Annotated in this window: 12 protein-coding genes; 9 read left to right on the forward strand and 3 right to left on the reverse strand. The window is 65.1% G+C overall.

The features are described 5' to 3' along the window. Window positions 1–412 precede the first annotated feature (412 nt). From KH208_RS07720 to KH208_RS07740, 5 genes are read left to right on the forward strand one after another with little or no spacing between them, the layout of a single operon-like run. The gene (locus KH208_RS07720) at window positions 413–4,117 is read left to right on the forward strand and encodes a nitrate reductase subunit alpha (RefSeq protein ID WP_291435242.1); all 3,705 of its coding nucleotides are present in this window, start codon (window positions 413–415) and stop codon (window positions 4,115–4,117) included. After that, a complete protein-coding gene (gene narH / locus KH208_RS07725; RefSeq protein ID WP_291435243.1) occupies window positions 4,107–5,567 on the forward strand; it encodes a nitrate reductase subunit beta in 1,461 nt (486 codons plus the stop codon). Before KH208_RS07720 ends, narH begins: the two co-directional genes overlap by 11 nt. Next, a complete protein-coding gene (narJ, locus tag KH208_RS07730; RefSeq protein ID WP_291435245.1) occupies window positions 5,564–6,157 on the forward strand; it encodes a nitrate reductase molybdenum cofactor assembly chaperone in 594 nt (197 codons plus the stop codon). The genes narH and narJ overlap by 4 nt, the downstream gene beginning before the upstream one ends. Then, a complete protein-coding gene (narI, locus tag KH208_RS07735) occupies window positions 6,154–6,837 on the forward strand; it encodes a respiratory nitrate reductase subunit gamma (RefSeq protein ID WP_291435247.1) in 684 nt (227 codons plus the stop codon). Before narJ ends, narI begins: the two co-directional genes overlap by 4 nt. Beyond that, window positions 6,837–7,889: a tellurite resistance/C4-dicarboxylate transporter family protein gene (locus tag KH208_RS07740; protein ID WP_291435249.1), complete on the forward strand. Its 1,053-nt coding sequence runs from the start codon at window positions 6,837–6,839 to the stop codon at window positions 7,887–7,889. The genes narI and KH208_RS07740 overlap by 1 nt, the downstream gene beginning before the upstream one ends. Before the next feature lie 165 nt (window positions 7,890–8,054). Here KH208_RS07740 and KH208_RS07745 read toward each other — a convergent pair whose 3' ends face one another. Together KH208_RS07745 and KH208_RS15525 are read right to left on the reverse strand one after the other, a co-directional pair. Next, window positions 8,055–10,988 (reverse strand): molybdopterin cofactor-binding domain-containing protein, encoded by a 2,934-nt coding sequence (locus KH208_RS07745; protein WP_291435251.1) that lies wholly within the window; start codon window positions 10,986–10,988, stop codon window positions 8,055–8,057. A 96-nt stretch (window positions 10,989–11,084) separates the two neighbouring features. Next, window positions 11,085–11,363 (reverse strand): cytochrome c, encoded by a 279-nt coding sequence (locus KH208_RS15525; RefSeq protein WP_367114948.1) that lies wholly within the window; start codon window positions 11,361–11,363, stop codon window positions 11,085–11,087. Between KH208_RS15525 and KH208_RS15530 the strand changes: the two genes are divergently transcribed. Next, entirely contained in the window at window positions 11,362–12,252 is an 891-nt protein-coding gene (locus tag KH208_RS15530) for a hypothetical protein (RefSeq protein ID WP_367114949.1), read from the forward strand. The two genes, KH208_RS15525 and KH208_RS15530, sit on opposite strands and share 2 nt — an antisense overlap. Before the next feature lie 33 nt (window positions 12,253–12,285). On the opposite strand, the gene KH208_RS07755 is transcribed toward KH208_RS15530, so the two are convergent. Beyond that, window positions 12,286–12,858 (reverse strand): (2Fe-2S)-binding protein, encoded by a 573-nt coding sequence (locus KH208_RS07755; protein WP_291435254.1) that lies wholly within the window; start codon window positions 12,856–12,858, stop codon window positions 12,286–12,288. Window positions 12,859–13,335: 477 nt separating this feature from the next. Here KH208_RS07755 and KH208_RS07760 point away from each other — a divergent pair, with 477 nt between their 5' ends. From KH208_RS07760 to cbiR, 3 genes are read left to right on the forward strand one after another with little or no spacing between them, the layout of a single operon-like run. After that, complete coding sequence (locus tag KH208_RS07760; RefSeq protein ID WP_291435255.1) at window positions 13,336–16,248, forward strand: insulinase family protein; 2,913 nt, start codon at window positions 13,336–13,338, stop codon at window positions 16,246–16,248. Between the two features lie 2 nt (window positions 16,249–16,250). Then, window positions 16,251–17,135, forward strand: a complete 885-nt coding sequence (locus tag KH208_RS07765; RefSeq protein ID WP_291435256.1) for a glycosyl transferase family 1 — start codon at window positions 16,251–16,253, stop codon at window positions 17,133–17,135. After that, window positions 17,132–17,932, forward strand: coding sequence for a cobamide remodeling phosphodiesterase CbiR (gene cbiR / locus KH208_RS07770; RefSeq protein WP_291435258.1), 801 nt, complete (start codon window positions 17,132–17,134; stop codon window positions 17,930–17,932). Before KH208_RS07765 ends, cbiR begins: the two co-directional genes overlap by 4 nt.

Consider the following 17,932-nt stretch of genomic DNA (forward strand, 5'->3'; position numbering starts at 1 on the left):
GCGCCAGATGACGCAGCCAGCGCATAAAAGGCTGGTTTTGACGGATTATCACGGCAAATAAGAGGTCTACAAAGGCTGGAATTAGATGCGTCTGCCCTGGACGAACTCCCGCTTGTCATTGACAGCGTGCATGCAAAAATCGTATGAAAACAACAAGTACGCTTGCCAGCCTTGTTTCGCGGATTCCCCCCACCTTCCGTTCCAACGTCCGGCCTTAGTCCCTCTCTCTTTTTATAGTCCCTATACAAAACAGAGATCAGTTGGTCACCCGGTGATGAAACAAGCCGCAAGCTTTGTCGCCAGGGCCTGTCTTTGCCGGCTTCCGCCGGTTTCAGCCGTTCCGCAACGTCCCCTGTTTTCAGACCGTGGCGCATATACACCAACTACAGCTCGATTCTCCGCAGGAGGATTTATGCGTCCTACGCTATTCCCCAAGCTCCGATACTTCAAAGAACGCCTCAGCGAAATGGGAGGCGAGTCATTCTCCAGTTCCGAATACAGCGAACGCCGGGGCGGCCGCTCCTGGGAAGATTATTACCGCCGCCGCTGGCAGTACGACAAAGTGGCCCGCTCCACCCACGGCGTCAACTGCACCGGCTCCTGCTCCTTTGACGTGTTCGTCAAGGACGGCATCATCGTCTGGGAAGCCCAGAAAACCGATTATCCCACGCCGCATCCGGATTTCCCCGATTACGAACCCCGCGGCTGCCCGCGCGGCACCTCGGCCTCATGGTACGTATACAGCCCGCTGCGGGTGCGCCACCCGCTCATCCGGGGCAAGCTGCTTGAGTTCTGGCGCGCGGCGCTGCAAGAGCACGGCGACCCGGTGGAGGCCTGGGCTTCCATTGTCAACGACCCCGTGAAACGGGGGGCCTACCAACGCGCGCGCGGCAAGGGCGGTTTTGTGCGCTGGACCTGGGACGAGGCCGCCGAGATGTTTGCCGCCTCCATGGTGCACACCATCCGCCGCTACGGGCCGGACCGCATCTTCGGCTTCACGCCCCTGCCCGCCATGTCTATGGTCAGCTTCGCCTCGGGCGCGCGCTTTTTCAGCCTCATCGGCGGCAGCATGATCAGCTTTTACGACTGGTACTGCGACCTGCCCCCGGCCTCGCCGCAGATCTGGGGCGAACAGACCGACGTGCCCGAAAGCGCGGACTGGTACAACGCGGGCTATATCATCGCCTGGGGCTCCAACCTGCCCCAGACGCGCACGCCCGACGCCCATTTCTTTACCGAGGCCCGCTACCGGGGCACGAAAATCGCCGCCGTGTCGCCGGACTATGCGGACTTCACCAAGTTCGCGGACCACTGGCTCACAGTGAAGCCCGGCACGGACGCGGCCCTGGGCATGGCCATGACCCACGTGGTGTTCAAGGAATACTTCCTGGACCGCCGCGTTCCCTATTTCGAGGATTACGCCCGGCGCTTCACCGACCTGCCCTGCCTTGTCCTCCTGGACGGCGCGGACAATCAGCATACTCCCGGCCGTTTTGTGCGCGCTTCGGACATCGGGCGCGAGGGCAACAATCCGGAATGGAAAACCGTGGTCTACGACGTCACGCGCAACGGCCCGGCCGTGCCCATGGGCAGCGTGGGCGCGCGCTACGGCGAGGACGGCCGTTGGAATCTGCACATGCGCGACGAGGCCGACGAGGCCGAACTGACGCCGCTGCTGCGTATGGAAGAAGCCCCCGGAGCCCAGTGGACCATGGCGGCCTTTCCGGTTTTCGACGCGGGAAAGCCCTCCGTCAAACTGCGTCCCGTGCCGTACATCACCTTGCGGACGGCCGAGGGCCCGCGCCGCGTGACCACGGTCTTTGAGCTGCTGGCCGGAAGCCTGGGCGTGGACCGGGGGCACGGCGGCGACGTGGCCCGCGATTACGACGACGCCGGGGTCAACGGCACCCCGGCCTGGCAGGAAGCGCTCACCGGCGTGCCGCGCGAACAGGTCATCCAGGTGGCCCGCGGTTTCGCGGGCAATGCCGCCGCCACGAACGGCCGCTCCATGATCGTCATGGGCGCGGGCATCAACCACTGGTACAACAACGACGTCATTTACCGCAGCATTCTTTCCCTGACCACGCTCTGCGGCTGCCAGGGCGTCAACGGCGGCGGCTGGGCCCATTATGTGGGCCAGGAAAAGGTGCGCCCGCTCTCCGGCTGGACCACGGTGACCATGGCCGGGGACTGGACCGGACCGCCGCGCCTCCAGAACGGCACCTCCTTCTATTATTTCGCCATTGACGCCTGGCGCTACGAACTGCTGAACATGGGACGCATGTGCCCGCCCGGCCGGGAAGGCGCTCTGCCCGACCACCCGGCGGACTGCAACGCCGTGGCCGCGCGCCTGGGCTGGCTGCCGTTTTATCCGCAGTTCCAGGAAAATTCCCTGGAGATCTGCCGCAAGGCTGAAGCCGACGGCGCGGCCAGCGACGAGGAAATCATCAAGCACGCCGTGGCGCGCCTGAAGTCCGGCGACCTGCGCATGGCCGTCGAGGCTCCTTCGCACGAAGACAACGTGCCGCGCATCATGTGTTTCTGGCGCACCAACCCGCTGGGCTCCAACGTCAAGGGGCACGAGTACTTCCTGCGCCACCTTCTGGGCACGGAAAACGCCGTGCGCGGCGGGGAATCCCCGGTGCAGCCGAGCGAATTCCAATGTGATCCGCCCATGGAACAGGGCAAGCTGGACCTCATGGTGGTGTCGGAATTCCGCATGAGCACGTCCTGCGTCTATGCCGACATGGTGCTGCCCGCGGCTCACTGGTATGAAATCAACGATCTGTCCTCCACGGACATGCACCCCTTCATCCATCCCTTTACCCCGGCGGCCGACCCGCCGTGGGAAGCCCGCAACAACTGGGAGCAGTTCCGTACCGTGGCCGAGGTCTTCTCCCGGCTGGCGGAAAAGCATTTGGGCACGCGCAAGGACCTGGTCGCCACGCCCCTGCTGCACGACAGCCCCGGCGAGATCGCCCAGCCCCTGGGCCAGGTGCGCGACTGGCGCACGGGCGAGGTGGAACCCGTGCCCGGCAAGACCATGCCCGGCCTGTATGTGGTGGAGCGCCGCTATGCCGACGTGCTCAAGATGTACACCTCCCTCGGCCCCAACATCCGGCGGCCGGAAGGCATGGGCGTCAAGGGGGCCAAGTGGTCCGGAGCGGTCGAACATGACCTGCTCAAGGCCCGCCTGGGCACGGTGCGGGAGGAAGGCGTCAGCAAGGGCATGCCCCGTCTGGACACGGACCGCGCCGCCTGCGACGCCATTCTCTGCCTCTCGCCGGAATCCAACGGCACCGTCTCGGTGCGCTCCTGGACCAGCGTGGAAAAACGCACCGGCCTGTCCCTCAAGGACATCTCCGCGCCCTCCGAGGGCATCGACCATACTTTTGAATCCATCACGGCGCGGCCGGGACGGGCGCTGAACAGCCCCAACTGGAGCGGCCTCAAGGGCGAACAGGTGACCTACACCAGCTTTGCCCAGAACGTGCAGCGGCTGCTGCCCTTCCATACCCTGTCGGGCCGCCAGCACTTCTATCTGGACCACCAGTGGATGCGCGGCCTGGGCGAAAGCCTGCCCGTGTTCCGCCCGCCCCTGCCCCTGGCGGCCCTGGGCGAGGTGACCGGGGACGCCGTTCCCCGCAAGGACACGGACCTGGTGCTCAACCTGCTGACCCCGCACAGCAAGTGGTCCATTCACTCCACCTACTCAGACAACCTGATCATGCGCACGCTCTCGCGCGGCGGCGGCGAAATCTGGCTCAACGACGAGGACGCCGCCCAGGCGGGCATTGCGGACAACGAATGGCTGGAATGTTTCAACGCCAACGGCGTGTTCATGGGCCGAGCCCTGGTGAGCTACCGCATCCCCAGGGGCCGGGCCTTCATCTACCACGCCCAGGAACGTCACGTGGACACGCCGCTTTCGCCCCTTTCGGGCCAGCGCGGCGGCACGCACAACAGCCTGACGCGCCCCTTCATCAAGCCCACGCAGATGATCGGCGGCTACGGCCAGCTCAGCTATTCCTTCAACTACTACGGACCCACGGGTTGCCAGCGCGATGAATACATCGTGGTGCGCAAGGCCGGGGAGGTGACATTCCATGAAGATTAAAGCGCAGATGAGCATGGTGCTCAACCTGGACAAGTGTCTGGGTTGCCACACCTGCAGCATCCCCTGCAAGAATGCCTGGACCACGGATCCGGGCAGCGAATATATGTGGTTCAACAATGTGGAAACCAAGCCCGGTATCGGCTATCCCCGCCTGTGGGAGAATCAGGACATCCACAAGGGCGGCTGGGAAGTGGAGAACGGCAAACTCCGCCTCAGGGCCGGAGGCAAGCTGCGCAAGGCCGCGCAGATTTTCGGCAATCCGAACCTTCCGGGCATGGATCAGTATTACGAGCCCTGGAACTACGACTACCAGAACCTGACCACCTCCCCGGAGCAGAAGCATCAGCCCATAGCCCGGGCCTATTCCAGCGTCACGGGCCGTCCCATGACCCCGCAGGCCGGCCCCAACTGGGACGACGACCTGGCCGGAACCCAGGTCACCGGCCTGGACGACCCCGATTTCGCGGGCCTGGACGCCCAGGCCCTGCTGCAATTCCAGCGGGTGTTCATGCTGCATCTGCCGCGCCTGTGCGAGCACTGCCTGAACCCGGCCTGCGTGGCCTCCTGCCCTTCTGGAGCCATTTATAAGCGGGACGAGGACGGCATTGTGCTCACGGACCAGACGCGCTGCCGCTCCTGGCGCTTCTGCATGTCCGGCTGCCCATACAAAAAGGTGTATTTCAACTGGAAAAACCACCACTCCCAGAAGTGCATTTTCTGTTATCCCCGCGTGGAATCGGGTCAGCCCACACTCTGCGCGCAGTCCTGCACCGGGCGCATCCGCTACATCGGCGTCATGCTCTACGATGCCGACGCCGTGCATGAGCTGGCCGCCACGCCCGACCCGGCCGCCCTCTATGAGGCGCAGTTGCGGGTCTTTCTCGATCCCAACGATCCCGCCGTCATCCGGCAGGCGGAAAAGGACGGCATCCCCCATCAGTTTCTCACGGCGGCCCGGAACTCGCCCGCGTACACGCTGATCAGCGACTGGAAACTGGCGCTGCCCCTGCATCCGGAATTCCGCACCCTGCCCATGGTCTGGTACATTCCGCCCGCCAGCCCGCTCACCAATGAGACGAACATCGACATCGACACGCAGCTGGACGCCATGCGCATCCCCGTGCGCTATCTGGCAAATCTCTTCACCGTCGGCCGGGAAGGCCCGGTGCGGACCGCCCTGCGCAAGATTCTGGCCCTGCGCCGCTTCATGCGGGAGAAGACCTTCAGCGGCCCGGACGCGGGCGACGCGCTGGAAGCGGCGGGCATGACCCCGGAAAGCGCCGCCGCCATGTACCGCCTGCTGGCCGTGGCCCGCTATGAGGACCGTTTCGTCATCCCCACGGTACGGCGAGAGGATGCCCTCGGCGAGGATGTGGAGGCTCTCAAGGGCCACACCGGCTACCCGGACCGCGACCCCGTGGCTCCGGAGTTCAAGGGGGTGCACGCATGACCCGCGCCGAAACCTTCTTGTGGGCGGCGCAGCTTCTGCGCTACCCGGACGAGGAGCTGGCCGCCCTGGCGCGCGAGGCGCGCCGGGAGCCCGCGCCCGCCTGGGCCGTCGCCTTTCTGGACCATGCGGCGGCCACGCCGCTGCTGGATCTGCAGGCGGCCTTCGTGCAGACCTTTGATCTCAACCGCGCCGCCTGCCTGTATCTGACCACGCACGCCTACGGCGACTCCCCCTTGCAGGGGCGCGCCCTGGCCGCGCTGACGGAACTGTACCGCGACAGCGGCTGCACGCCTTCCGGCGGGGAACTGCCGGACTATCTGCCGCTGGTGTTGGAATTCCTGGCAATGGCTCCGGCCTGGGCCGCCGCCTGCCTGTGCGAAAAATTCGCCACGGCGGCACAGGGCATCGCCGCGCATCTCGCGGCGGAAAACAGCCCTTGGGCGCCCATGCTGCGCGCCGCCGCCGACGCCATGCGGGAGTGCGCTCCCGACGCCGCCCCCGATCCCGCATCCCCCGACGCCGACCATCCCGCAATCCGGGGCGGCAGCCGTGCGGCGCGGAACATTTCCCCCCGGGAGGTATGCATATGACTCCGCTCATGAAGCTGTTCATCGCCGCTTTCGCGGTCTATCCCTATATCTGTCTGACCCTGCTGACCGGCGGCCTGCTGCTGCGCTACACCTATGCCCAGGAAGAGTGGAACGCCCGCTCCAGCCAGTTCCTGGAGAGCCGGATGCTGCGTTGCGGCAGTCTCATCTTCCACATCGGCATCCTGCTCTCTCTGGGCGGGCATATCGTGGGCCTGGTGCTGCCGCCCGAAGCCCTGCGCGCCGTGGGCGTCTCCGCCCGGGCCCACGCCCAAATAGCCGGACTGGCGGGCATGCTCATCGCGCCCATGGTGCTGCTGGGCGTGGGCATTCTGCTGCTGCGCCGGATAATCTGCCTGCCCGTGCGCCTCACCACGCGCTGGACGGACATCATCGTGCTCCTGCTCATCGGCTTCAACGCCGCCACGGGCATGTACCAGGCCTATGCGGCGCACTTTGACGCCTTCACCACCATCGGCCCCTGGCTGCGCGGCGTTCTCACGCTCGCGCCCGCGCCCGGCCGCATGATCCACGTGCCGCTCTTCCTGCAACTGCACGTGCTGAGCGGCCTGACCATCTTCGCCCTGCTGCCGTTCACCCGGCTGGTGCACATCTTCAGCGTGCCGCTGAGCTATGCGACCTTCCCCTTCACCATCTATCGCCGCCGCTGGGGAGGGGTGTGATGGGCGGCCCGCTCACGGCAAGGGCCCTTGCGCTGGTCAGAGGCGCCGCCCCGGCCAACTTCGGCATGGTCATGGCCACGGGCATCGTGTCCATTGCCCTGCACCTGCTGGGCATGGAGGCCGGGGCGCTGGCGCTTTTCTATGTAAACATCGGCATGTTCTGCTGCCTGTGGGCGGTGTACATCCTGCGCCTGGGGTTTTATCCCCGGGACTTCCTCGGTGATATGGCCGATCACGCGCGCGGCCCCGGCTACCTGACCATGGTGGCGGGCACGGGCCTGCTGGCGAACCAGTGCGCCCTGCTGCTGGGGCGCTATGACCTGGCCTGCGGCCTCTTCTGGCTGGCCCTGGCCGTGTGGTGTTTCTTCATCTGGGCGGACTTTCTGGCCCTTTTCACCACGGACCGGAAACCGCCCATTGAAAAGGGCATCAACGGCGCGTGGCTCCTGAACACCGTGAGCTGCCAGGCCCTGGTCATTCTCGGCTGCGTGATCATCGACCACACGAGCTGGGACCACGAGACGGCCTTCCTCCTGCTCACGGCGCTCTTCGGCACGGGCTTCATGCTCTATGCCATCGTCATCACCCTCATCGTCTACCGGCTGTGCTACAAGCCGCTGGCTCCCGAGGCCCTGGACCCGACCTTCTGGGTCAACGCCGGGGCCGTGGCCATCACCACCCTGGCGGGCAGCGAGCTCATCCTGCGCGCCGGGGAATCGCCCTTCCTCCAGTCCGTTCTGCCCTTTCTCAAGGGCATGACCCTCATGGCCTGGGGCTTCGCGGCCTGGTGGGTGGTCATGCTGTTCATCCTCGGGTTCTGGCGGCACGCGGCGCGGCGCTTTCCCTTTGTCTACACGCCCGGCTACTGGAGCATGGTCTTCCCCATGGGCATGTTCACGGCCTGCACCATCATGTGCAGCAAGGCCCTGGGCGTGGCCTCGCTTATGGCGGTGCCGCGTCTGTTCATCTACGTGTCCGTGCTGAGCTGGCTGTGCACCTTCTGGGGCCTGGGGCGCTTTCTGTGGCGCTCGCTGCGGGAAAAAACCGGTTAAAACCGTCCACGCGCACACTACGCCGACGCTTCCGGGGCCTCCCGTCATTCCATTGCCCTAAAGAAGTCCTGAACCCGGCCGGGTTCAGGACTTCTTTAGGGCCGCTTCCTGGTTGCGGGCCAGACGGCTCCGCGGGCTCTTTACCCGCGAGGGTCCGATACGTCGTTACAAGCCCAGAGCCTTTTTGATCTTTTCCGGCGTCACGGGCAGCCGGTAGAAACGCTTGCCGACGGCATGGGTGACGGCATTGCCGATGGCCGCGACCACCGGAACCATCACCACTTCCCCGATTCCTTTGGGCGGCGCGGTTTCGGATTCCGGCGCAAGATAATCGGCCGTCTGATTCCAGACCGCGACATCCGTGGCCCGAGGCAGCGTGTACCGGTTGAAGTTCCACGTTCCGTTGCCCGGCCCGTCTTCGTAGAGCGGCAATTCCTCCATCAGGGCATGCCCGATGCCCATGGCCAGACCGCCCTGCAACTGGCCGGATACAAGCTCCGGCACGATCATGCTGCCGGTGCCGAGCAGGCTGTGATGGCGCATGATTTCTATCTCGCCGGTGAAGGTATTGACGTTGAGCTCAACGATGCAGGCAGCGGGCGCATAGGTCGTCACACCGGCGTTATTGCGCTGAACCGGAGGGAATTTCACGCTGCTTCTCTTGATGAAGTCATAGCCGCCGCTGGTCATGCGCCGCTTGAGCTCCGGCGCGGCGCCGTCGCCGTAACGCACGGAGAGCACGTCGGCGGCCACTTCGATGGAACCGATGGTCGGAACATCGAATGTCGCGGTCGTCCATTCCCAGCGGCTGAAGCAGTGCAGGGCAACCCCGGTCACCAGCCCCAGCTCGTGGGCTTTTTTGGCGACCCGCTCGAACGGCAGGATTTCCATGCCGCCCCCGCCGATGCCGCCCTCGACCACGCGCAGGTCATTCACGGTCATGAAGCCGCTGGAGATCTGCCCGCCGGCCGGGCCCTCGCTCCAGATGGCCCGCGCCGCCGGCCACAGCGCGTTTTCAAACAGGAACTTCGCCGCCTGCCGCGTGCCGAAGCCGATGAAATAGGCGCTGTTGGAGGCGCTCATGGCCGGCAGCATAAACGGCACCCAGTAGGGATTCTTCTGCAGGTCGTCCTGTTCTTTCTGCGTCGTGGTGTAGGGCGACCAGTTGCTGACCATCGGCAGTTCGGCGAATTCCGCAACGCCGAACTCGACGGAATCGGGCGCCTTGCCCAGCAGGTCACGGACGATGACCTGCTGGGCGGTGGTCGCGCCGGTGCCGATCTCCTGCACGCAATGGCGCATCCGCACCTTGCCGTCGGCATCGAACTCCAGCGCCAGCGCGGTGGTATCCGCGCCGGTGCCGTAATCCTTCTGCGCCTGCGCGAAGCCGACGCCGTACAGCCTGCCGGGGTTGGCCCTGTCGAACTCGGCCTTGGCTTTGTGCCGGTTCACCCACAACGGATGCTTTGCCGCGATGTCGAGCATTTCAATATTGCCCGGCTCGCCGAGCGGCTGAGCGCCCTGGGTGTTTTCGAAACCGGCCTGCATCGCATTGCGGCGGCGCAGTTCGATCTGGTCAATGCCCAGTTCGGCGGCGACTTCATCGACCATCAGCTCCGTGATGCTCATGGCCTGAAGGGTGCCGTAGCCGCGCATGGACCCCGCCTCCACCGCGGGCGATGCCAGCGCGATGGCCGCCAGGTCGGATTTCGGGAAATAATAGATGGACTGCGCGGCGGTGGCGGCCACCTGCGCGACCGAGAAGGAGAAATTGGCGCGGCCGCCGCCATTGAGATTGTAGAAGCCCTTCAGGATCTCGAACTTGCCGCTCTTGCGGTCGGCCACGATGGTCACGTCCATTTCGACGGAATGGCGCTTGATGCCGAGCTGAAACTGCTCATAGCGGTTGTTGGCAAGCCGCACCGGCAGGCCGTTCCCATAGAAACACGCCGCGATGACATAGAACGGGAAGATGGAATGGTCCTTGGCGCCGTACCCCACGGTGGTGCCCGTGAGCAGCTTGATCGTCTTGACCGGGAAGCGCTTGTTGTCCTTGACCATCAGCGCCGCGACGCGGGCGACCTCATACGGCGATTGCGCCGACGCGACCAGGTGCAGGGTGCGCGTTTCGGCATCATACCAGGCATTGCCGTTGTCCGCCTCCAGCGCGCACGAGTCGATTGACTGCGAGAATCCCTGCCGCTCCAGCACCAGTTTGCTTTCATCCTTGCGCGCCGCTTCAATGGCCTTTTCGATGTCCGCGGCCGCGTTCATGCCGCGCCGCATCGGCTCATAGGTTTCGCGCGCCACCGTGAGCGGGTCGCGCACGCCGCCGCCGCCGCGATGCCGCGTCATCACCGAGGCGGGCACGAAAAGTCCGGACGGGCTTTCCGGCGGCCAGACCGGCTTGTTCCCGTCGAAAGCGCCCCAAATGACGGCGTCCTGCATCGGCGAATACACGGATGAGGCTGTCGGGCTGTCGCCGCCGATGCGGACATAACGTGCCGCGCCGTAGTTGGGCGGCGTGTTCGGGCCGGTGGCGGCACCGTATTTCACCACATTTTCGGCAAAGCGCAGTCTGCGCTTCGCCGCCTCGAACGTATCAAAGTCACGATAAATCAGCAGGGCCACCGGGTGGCCGAGCAGCGGCGGAGTCTGCCCTTTGGGAACCAGAAAGTTTTTGCCGTAAAAGTCGGCGGCCAAACCCTCGGCCTGCGGCATGGTCACGCCGTCACCGGCCAGGTTTTCATGCAGGACAAGACGGTCGGGCTGCAACTCCGGCCCCAGCAGGCCCAGATCCACACCCTCAAAGGTCCGGTCGGCCCGCGTCGCCTTGATGAAGAAGGCATGGGCCTGCTCCTTGGGCCAGCCGGGCAGATCCCGCGCGCGAAAGTCCCGCGCGAAGTCCTTCTGCCCGGCTACCTTGCGCACGGCATCCCAGCGGTAGCGAACCTTGCCGTCCGGCGACATCCAGTCCGTGGGGCCGGGGCCCGAATTTATTTCCAGTGCATAGGCATCCGGCAAGCGTCCGATCATGACGGAAATGCCGAAAACTGTTCCAAGTTTGATAAAATTGCGTCGAGAAATATCAATAGTCATGGTTTTTTCCTATTCGGGAGCCGCTTGCGGCGCAGACTGCAAGCGTCATAAAAAGAAGACAGGCATGCCTTGCGACAGGGCCGTCCGTTATTGTATTCATTTTACCGCGGTTTCCTGGGCGCTCACCTGACCGGCGCTCACCGGCACGGCTTGGCCGCCCCATTCCGCCCTGATCCAGGTCACGAGTTCGGCGATCCCGGCGTCGCTCATGCGGTGCGCGAAGGGCGGCATGGCGTACATCCGCTCGCCGTTCTTGAAGATCTGGGTGGGAATGCCGTTGAGAACGGCTTTGATGAGCGTCTGCGGGTCGTCCATGGCCAGCGTCGCATTGCCCTTCATGGCCGGGCCGACATTGGGGATGCCCTGGCCGTTCATGCCGGCCGTCCTTGGCGGTGAGCAGATAGGTGGCTACCGCCTTGACGTCCTCCGGTTCCATCGCGCCGGTCGAGAAATGCGTGACGGTGTACATCCCGTCGAACGCGGTGCCTTGGGGAGCGATGCCGGTGGCCAGATAGGCGCTCAGCGCGGGAACGTCGAAGCCGTGCTTGGCAAGCGCCGCGGCGGTAATAGCGGGAACAGCCACGCCGTCCACTTCGCCGCCCTGCAAGGCCCGGGAGAATTCGAGGCCCATCATGAAGTTGCGCGGCGAATGGCAGGCGCCGCAATGCGCCAGCCCTTCGACAAGATAGGCCCCCCGGTTCCATGCGGCGGAGCGCTGTTCGTTCCGCGGCAGCTTGCGGTCCGGAAAGTTCAACAGGGTCCAGAAGTTCATGAACGGGCGCACCGGCAGCACAAAAGCGCCGGTATTGGCCTTGTTGGCGACCGGCATAGCCGGAATGCTCATATTGTAGGCGTAAAGCGCGTCAATGTCGTCAGGCGTCGTGAGCTGCGTGAAGACAAAGGGCATTGCCGGATAGAGATTGCGATTGCCCGGCGCGATGCCGTCGCGCATCACGCGATGAAAATCGGCGCGCGTATAGTTGCCGATGCCGTACTGTTTGTCCGGCGTGATGTTGGTCGAATACAGCGTGCCGAACGGCGTCCCTATGGCCAGGCCTCCGGCGCCCATCGGCCCTTGCGGCAGCGAGTGGCAGCCGAAGCAGTCGCCGGCCAGAGCCAGTTCACGCCCGCGCGGAATCAGAGCTTTCATCTGTTCGGGCGAAAGAGTCCGCTCCGCCTGCGGGGCCACGCCCGATGTCCGGAACAGCCCGAACAAAACGGCGAGCGCCGCCACGATAACGACAGCGATGACGACGAAAATTGAATTGCGCAATGCATGGCTTTTCATGGCGGCCCCCTACCCGATCACACAGCCGGGAGTGGCAAGCGCCACATCGCGCACGGCTTCGTAATACCGCACATAGCCCGTGCAGCGGCAAATATGCTCGTTGAGCGCTTCCTCGATTGCGCCCTCCAGTTCGGCGCGCTTGACCGGCTTACGCTTCAGGCCGTCGATGAAGGCGGTCGCGCCCGCGACAAAGCCGGGCGTGCAGTAGCCGCACTGGAACGCGAATTTTTCAATGAAAGCTCTCTGGATCGGCGTCAGTTCCGTAATATTGCCGTCAGCGTCCGTTTTGGCCTGGCCTTCGATCGTGATGATCGTCTTGCCGTCAAAGGCATGCGCATTGGCAATGCAGGTCCGGGTGTCGACCAGGCTGCCGTCCGGCCGCACTTCCACGACGGTGCAGGCATGGCAGACGCCTTGCCCGCAGCCGAAATGCGTGCCGGTCAGGTTAAGATAATGATGTAAAAAGTCGATCATCGGCATCCCGACCGGCACCTCGAGAGGGCCGACCTTCTTGCCGTTTACAATCATGCTCAATGGCTTTTTCTCAATCCCGGGAGCCATATTTTCGTTGCTCATGCTCATGCCTTTTTCATTTTTTTGGTGTGATTGAAAATCCATAAAAATATATCAGCCGCGCCTGAAGATGACCCGCATCTCAAGCGCGTTGATTCAGGGTTGCGCACCCTTTCCCTCTTACAGTTGTCTCTTGAATCGATTGGCGGCAAAGAACAAAACTCAGGCGGGTCGGAGCCGGTATGGTTACGATTCTCACTTTGGAATGTAGGGGCTTTCTCTGGAAACATCAATAGTTGCATAATAATATATGCAATATTATAAAATGTGGCTGTACCGGCCCGGCGGGCGGCGCGCTTCCGCCCGGCGTACCGAAAATGGGGACTCGGGAGTGTTCTTTTCAGCGCAGTCCGCGCCGCGCCCAAACCGGAGGCCGCCACGCACGGGGACGCCCCGGCCCCCTTTTCAAAGCCGTGTTCCCTACCTATAGTGTGCTGGCCGGTTTCCGGTCTCAGCCACGAACTCAAGCACAAGGATACCCCATACATGGACAAACACGGCTTCAACCTGCTCACGGAACGGGACATGGCGGAAGTGGGCGGCACGGCCCGCCTCTGGCAGCACAAGGCCACGGGCGCGCAACTGCTCTCCGTGGTCAACGCGGACGAAAACAAATGCTTCGGCGTGAGCTTCCGCACGCCGCCCACGGATTCCACGGGCGTGGCCCACATTCTGGAGCATTCGGTGCTCTGCGGCTCGGACAAGTATCCGGTCAAGGAACCCTTCGTGGAGTTGCTCAAGGGCTCGCTGCAAACCTTTCTCAACGCCTTCACCTTTCCGGACAAGACCTGCTATCCGGTGGCCAGCGCCAACCTGCGCGACTTTTACAATCTCATCGACGTCTACATCGACGCGGTCTTCCATCCCCGCATCAGCGAGGACATCTTCCGCCAGGAAGGCTGGCACGTGGAGGCCGAAAGCGCCGACGGACCCTGGACCTACAAGGGCGTGGTCTACAATGAGATGAAGGGCGTGTACTCCTCGCCGGACTCCGTGCTGGCCGAGCAGAGCCAGCAGGCCCTGTTCCCGGACACGCTCTACAGCCTGGATTCCGGCGGCAATCCCGAGCGCATTCCGGACCTGACCTATCAGGCCTTTCACGATTTCCACAGCCGCTACTATCATCCGAGCAACGCCCGCTTCTTCTTCTGGGGCGACGACCCCGAGGACGAGCGCCTGCGTCTGCTGGACGCGGCCCTGGCGGGCTACGCGGCCCGGCCCGCGGATTCCGCCGTGCCCCTGCAGCCGCGCCGGGACGTGCCGCGCCAGATCGAGGTGCCTTACGCGGCGGCCGAAGGCGAACAGCGCGCCCTGTTCACGGTCAACTGGCTGCTGGGCGAGCGCGGCGACGTGGGCCAGGCCCTGCTCATGGAAATGCTGGAGCACATTCTGGAAGGCCTGCCCGGTTCGCCGCTGCGCAAGGCCCTGATCGGTTCCGGCCTGGGCGAGGACACCACGGGCTGCGGCCTGGAAACGGACCTGCGCCAGATGTACTATTCCACGGGTCTCAAGGGCGTGGCTCCCGGCGACGTGCAACAGGCCGAACTGCTGATTTTCGACACGCTGGCCCGACTGGCCGAGGACGGCATTGACCCGACGGCCGTGGAAGCGGCGGTGAACAGCGTGGAATTCGCCTATCGCGAAAACAATTCCGGCCGCTTCCCGCGCGGGCTGGCGGCCATGATCCAGGCTCTTTCCACCTGGCTGTACGACGGCGATCCCCTGGCCCCCCTGGCCTGGGAAGGACCGCTCACGGCCATCAAGGAACGCCTGGCCAGGGGCGAGAAGGTTTTTGAGGAAGCCATCCGCCGGTGGTTTTTGCACAATGAGCACCGGGCCACTGTGGTCCTGCTGCCGGACGCCGGTCTGGGCAAGGTCCGCGAAGAGGCGGAAAGCGCCCGCCTGGCCGATGTCCAGGCCGAAGCCGGGCCGGAGCGGCGCGCGGCCCTGGTGGAAGAAACCCTGCGCCTGCAGGAGACCCAGACCGCGCCGGACAGCCCGGAAGCCCTGGCGACCATCCCGGCCCTGGGCCTGGACGACCTGCCGCGCCGCAACGCCGCCATTCCCCGCGCCGAATCCCGCCTGCCGGAAATCTGCCTCAGCCACGAGCTGCCCACCAGGGGCATTGCCTACGCCAATCTGCTGCTGCCTCTGAAAGGCCTGCCCGAACGCCTGGTTCCCCTGCTGCCGCTCTTTGCCCGTTCCCTCACCGAACTGGGCACGGCCCGGCGCGATTTCACGGAGCTCGGCGCGCACATGGCGGCCAAGACCGGCGGCGTCGGGGCCGACACCCTCCTGGGCACCACCAGGGGCGAACGCCGCACCTTCAGTTATCTGAGCCTGGCGGGCAAGGCGGTCTACGACAAGATTCCGGACCTGTTCGACATCTTCCATGAAATCCTGCTGGAGCCTCTGCGCGATCCCGCCGTGGCCGGCGAGCGTCTCAGGCAGATGCTGCTGGAAGGCAAGGCCCGCCTGGAGCACGGCCTGCAGGCCGCCGGGCATACGGCGGTGGGCACGCGGCTGCGCGCCCATTTCACCGGCGCGGGCGCGCTGGCCGAACGCACCGGCGGCGTGAGTTATCTGGCTTCGGTACGCGGCCTGCTGGAACAGCTGGAAACGCAGCCGGAGGCCCTGCTGGCCGATCTGGAGGAATTGCGCGGCCTGGCCGTGGCCTCTTCCGGCGCGGTCTTTGACTGCACGGCCGAAGCCGGGGGCCTGACCCTGGCCCAAGACAGGGCCCGCGCCCTGCTGGCCGAACTGCCTTCCGGCGGCCCGGAACGCACGGACCACGAAGCCGGGCCTATGCGCGACCTGCCCCTGGCCGAAGCCTTCCTGACCCCGGCCCAGATCAATTACGTGGGCAAAGCCGCCAACATCTATGACCAGGGTTATGTCTATCACGGCTCGGCCAGCGTGATTCTGCGCTACCTGCGCATGGGATACCTGTGGGAGCAGGTGCGCGTGCGCGGCGGGGCCTACGGGGCCTTCTGCATGCTGGACCGCCTGGGCGGCACCCTGGTCTGCGCCTCCTACCGCGACCCCAACGTGGACCAGACCCTGGCCGCTTATGACGGCATGGCCGACTTTCTGCGCGGCTTCAAGCCGGACAAGGCCCAACTGACCCAGGCCATTGTGGGCGCGGTAGGCGATCTGGACAGTTACCTGCTGCCCGACGCCAAGGGGGCCCAGTCCCTGGCGCGCTGGCTCACCGGCGATACGGACGAAATCCGCCAGCAAATGCGCGAGGAAATTCTGGGCACCACGGAGCGGCACTTCAGCGAGTTTGCCGACGTGCTGGCCGAAGCCGCGCGCCAAGGCGCGGTCTGCGTGCTGGGCGGCCCCAAAACCAGGGAAGCGGCCGAAGCCCACGGCTGGGCCGCGCAAAACCTGCTGTAATCATGAACGCCCCCGGCCGTCTCGTGCTGGTGCTGGGCATGCACCGCAGCGGCACCAGCACGCTGGCCAGGGGCCTGCGGGTTCTGGGGGTCGCGTTGGGCAAGAATCTGCTGCCCGCGCACCCCTGCAATCCCAAGGGCTTTTTCGAGGATGCCGGGCTCTATGCCTTCAACAAGGCTCTGCTGGCCCAACTGGGCCTGACCTGGCGCAGCCCGGAAGCGCCGGACACGGCGGCGCTGCGGCGGCTGGCCGCCGGTCCGCCGGGAGTCACGGCCCTGAGTCTGTTGCGCGAAAAAAGCGCCGGACAGGCGATTCCGGGCCTCAAAGACCCGCGCATGAGCCGCCTGCTGCCCTTCTGGCGGCCGGTGCTGGCGGCTTCGGGCCTGCGCGCGCACTGCTGCATCGCCCTGCGCCACCCGGAAAGCGTGGCCCATTCCTTGTGGCAGCGGGACCGCCTGGACGCGGAACACAGCCACGCCCTCTGGCTCGCATACCTGCTCGACGCTCTGGAAGGCAGCGCCGGCCTGCCGCGCCTGCTGACGGACTACGGCCTTCTGCTGCACCGGCCCGAACGCCAGTTGCAACGCCTGGGACATTTTCTGGATCTGCCCCTGGACCCGGCGGAGCTGACGCTGTTCGCGGACGATTTTCTGGACAAAACGCTCTGCCACCACAGCCCGGCCCCGGCCAACGACGCCGTCCGGGAAAGTCCCGGCGGAGCCTGGGCGGCTCTGGCCCTGCGCTTGTACGCGGCTCTTGCCCCGGCGGCCGCTGCTTCCCCGGAGCACCAGGCGCTGGACGAACCGCGTCTGGGCCGTCTGGTTGCGAGCCTGCGGCGTGAAGCCGCCGCCACGGCGGCTCCCGTCTCTCAGGAACCCCGGCCATGAGCGGGCAATCCACGGCCCACCCCCTGGCGGGGCGTCTGGCCGCGCCCTCCTTTGTGCTGCCCGGCACGGTGGCGGAAAACGCGCGTTTTCTGAGCGGCAGAGTGGACGAGATGGCCCTCTGCTTTTTCGAGGCCGAGGCCTGCCTGAAGTACGACGAAAATGATTTGCCGCCGGGTCCGGCGGAGCCTTCGGCATCAGGGGCGTTGCGCTGCCACGTCCACCTGCCCGTGGACCTGCCGTGGCCTCCCGGCCACGGGACGGCGGCCGCGGCGGACCTGGCCCTGGCGGTCTGCGCCAAAGCCGCCCATCTGCATCCGGGCCTGGCCGTGCTGCACCCGCCCGAAGGTTCCCCGGCACACAAACGCCGCCTGCTGCGCGCTTTCGCGGCCCGCTGGCAGGCCCGCAGCCGCATTCCCCTTTTGCTGGAGAATGTGGATTCCTGCGACGTGCTGGAATTGGGAAAAACCTTTCCGGCGGACCACGGGCTGGGCTTCTGTCTGGACGTAGGGCATCTCCTGGGCTATGCTCAAGACCATCTCCTGAATTCCGAACTGCCGGAAACAGCGGCCCTGATTCATTGGAGCGCGCCCGGCAGGAAGGATCGACACCTTCCGCTGACGGAATTCACAGCGCGGCAACGCCGCGCGGCAGCCGCTCTCATGGCCCGCCTGCCGCGCGCGGCCGTTCATCTGGCGGAAATTTTTCACTGGCCGGGCGTGGCGGCATCGCTGCCCGTGCTGGCGGCGTTGGCCCGCGAAGCCATGCCGGAAGAGACGGACACAAACGCACAGCCATAA

Source organism: Desulfovibrio sp. (genome assembly GCF_018379785.1).
Taxonomy (GTDB): domain Bacteria; phylum Desulfobacterota; class Desulfovibrionia; order Desulfovibrionales; family Desulfovibrionaceae; genus Desulfovibrio.

Bases quoted from the DNA above. Each gene is read 5' to 3' on its own strand.
- cbiR (WP_291435258.1), top strand. From the start codon at position 17,132: ATGAGCGGGCAATCCACGGCCCACCCCCTGGCGGGGCGTCTGGCCGCG.
- KH208_RS15530 (WP_367114949.1), top strand. From the start codon at position 11,362: ATGCCGGCCGTCCTTGGCGGTGAGCAGATAGGTGGCTACCGCCTTGAC.
- narJ (WP_291435245.1), top strand. From the start codon at position 5,564: ATGACCCGCGCCGAAACCTTCTTGTGGGCGGCGCAGCTTCTGCGCTAC.
- KH208_RS07740 (WP_291435249.1), top strand. From the start codon at position 6,837: ATGGGCGGCCCGCTCACGGCAAGGGCCCTTGCGCTGGTCAGAGGCGCC.
- KH208_RS07760 (WP_291435255.1), top strand. From the start codon at position 13,336: ATGGACAAACACGGCTTCAACCTGCTCACGGAACGGGACATGGCGGAA.
- KH208_RS07745 (WP_291435251.1), bottom strand. From the start codon at position 10,988: ATGACTATTGATATTTCTCGACGCAATTTTATCAAACTTGGAACAGTT.
- KH208_RS07720 (WP_291435242.1), top strand. From the start codon at position 413: ATGCGTCCTACGCTATTCCCCAAGCTCCGATACTTCAAAGAACGCCTC.
- KH208_RS07755 (WP_291435254.1), bottom strand. From the start codon at position 12,858: ATGAGCATGAGCAACGAAAATATGGCTCCCGGGATTGAGAAAAAGCCA.
- KH208_RS15525 (WP_367114948.1), bottom strand. From the start codon at position 11,363: ATGAACGGCCAGGGCATCCCCAATGTCGGCCCGGCCATGAAGGGCAAT.
- narH (WP_291435243.1), top strand. From the start codon at position 4,107: ATGAAGATTAAAGCGCAGATGAGCATGGTGCTCAACCTGGACAAGTGT.
- KH208_RS07765 (WP_291435256.1), top strand. From the start codon at position 16,251: ATGAACGCCCCCGGCCGTCTCGTGCTGGTGCTGGGCATGCACCGCAGC.
- narI (WP_291435247.1), top strand. From the start codon at position 6,154: ATGACTCCGCTCATGAAGCTGTTCATCGCCGCTTTCGCGGTCTATCCC.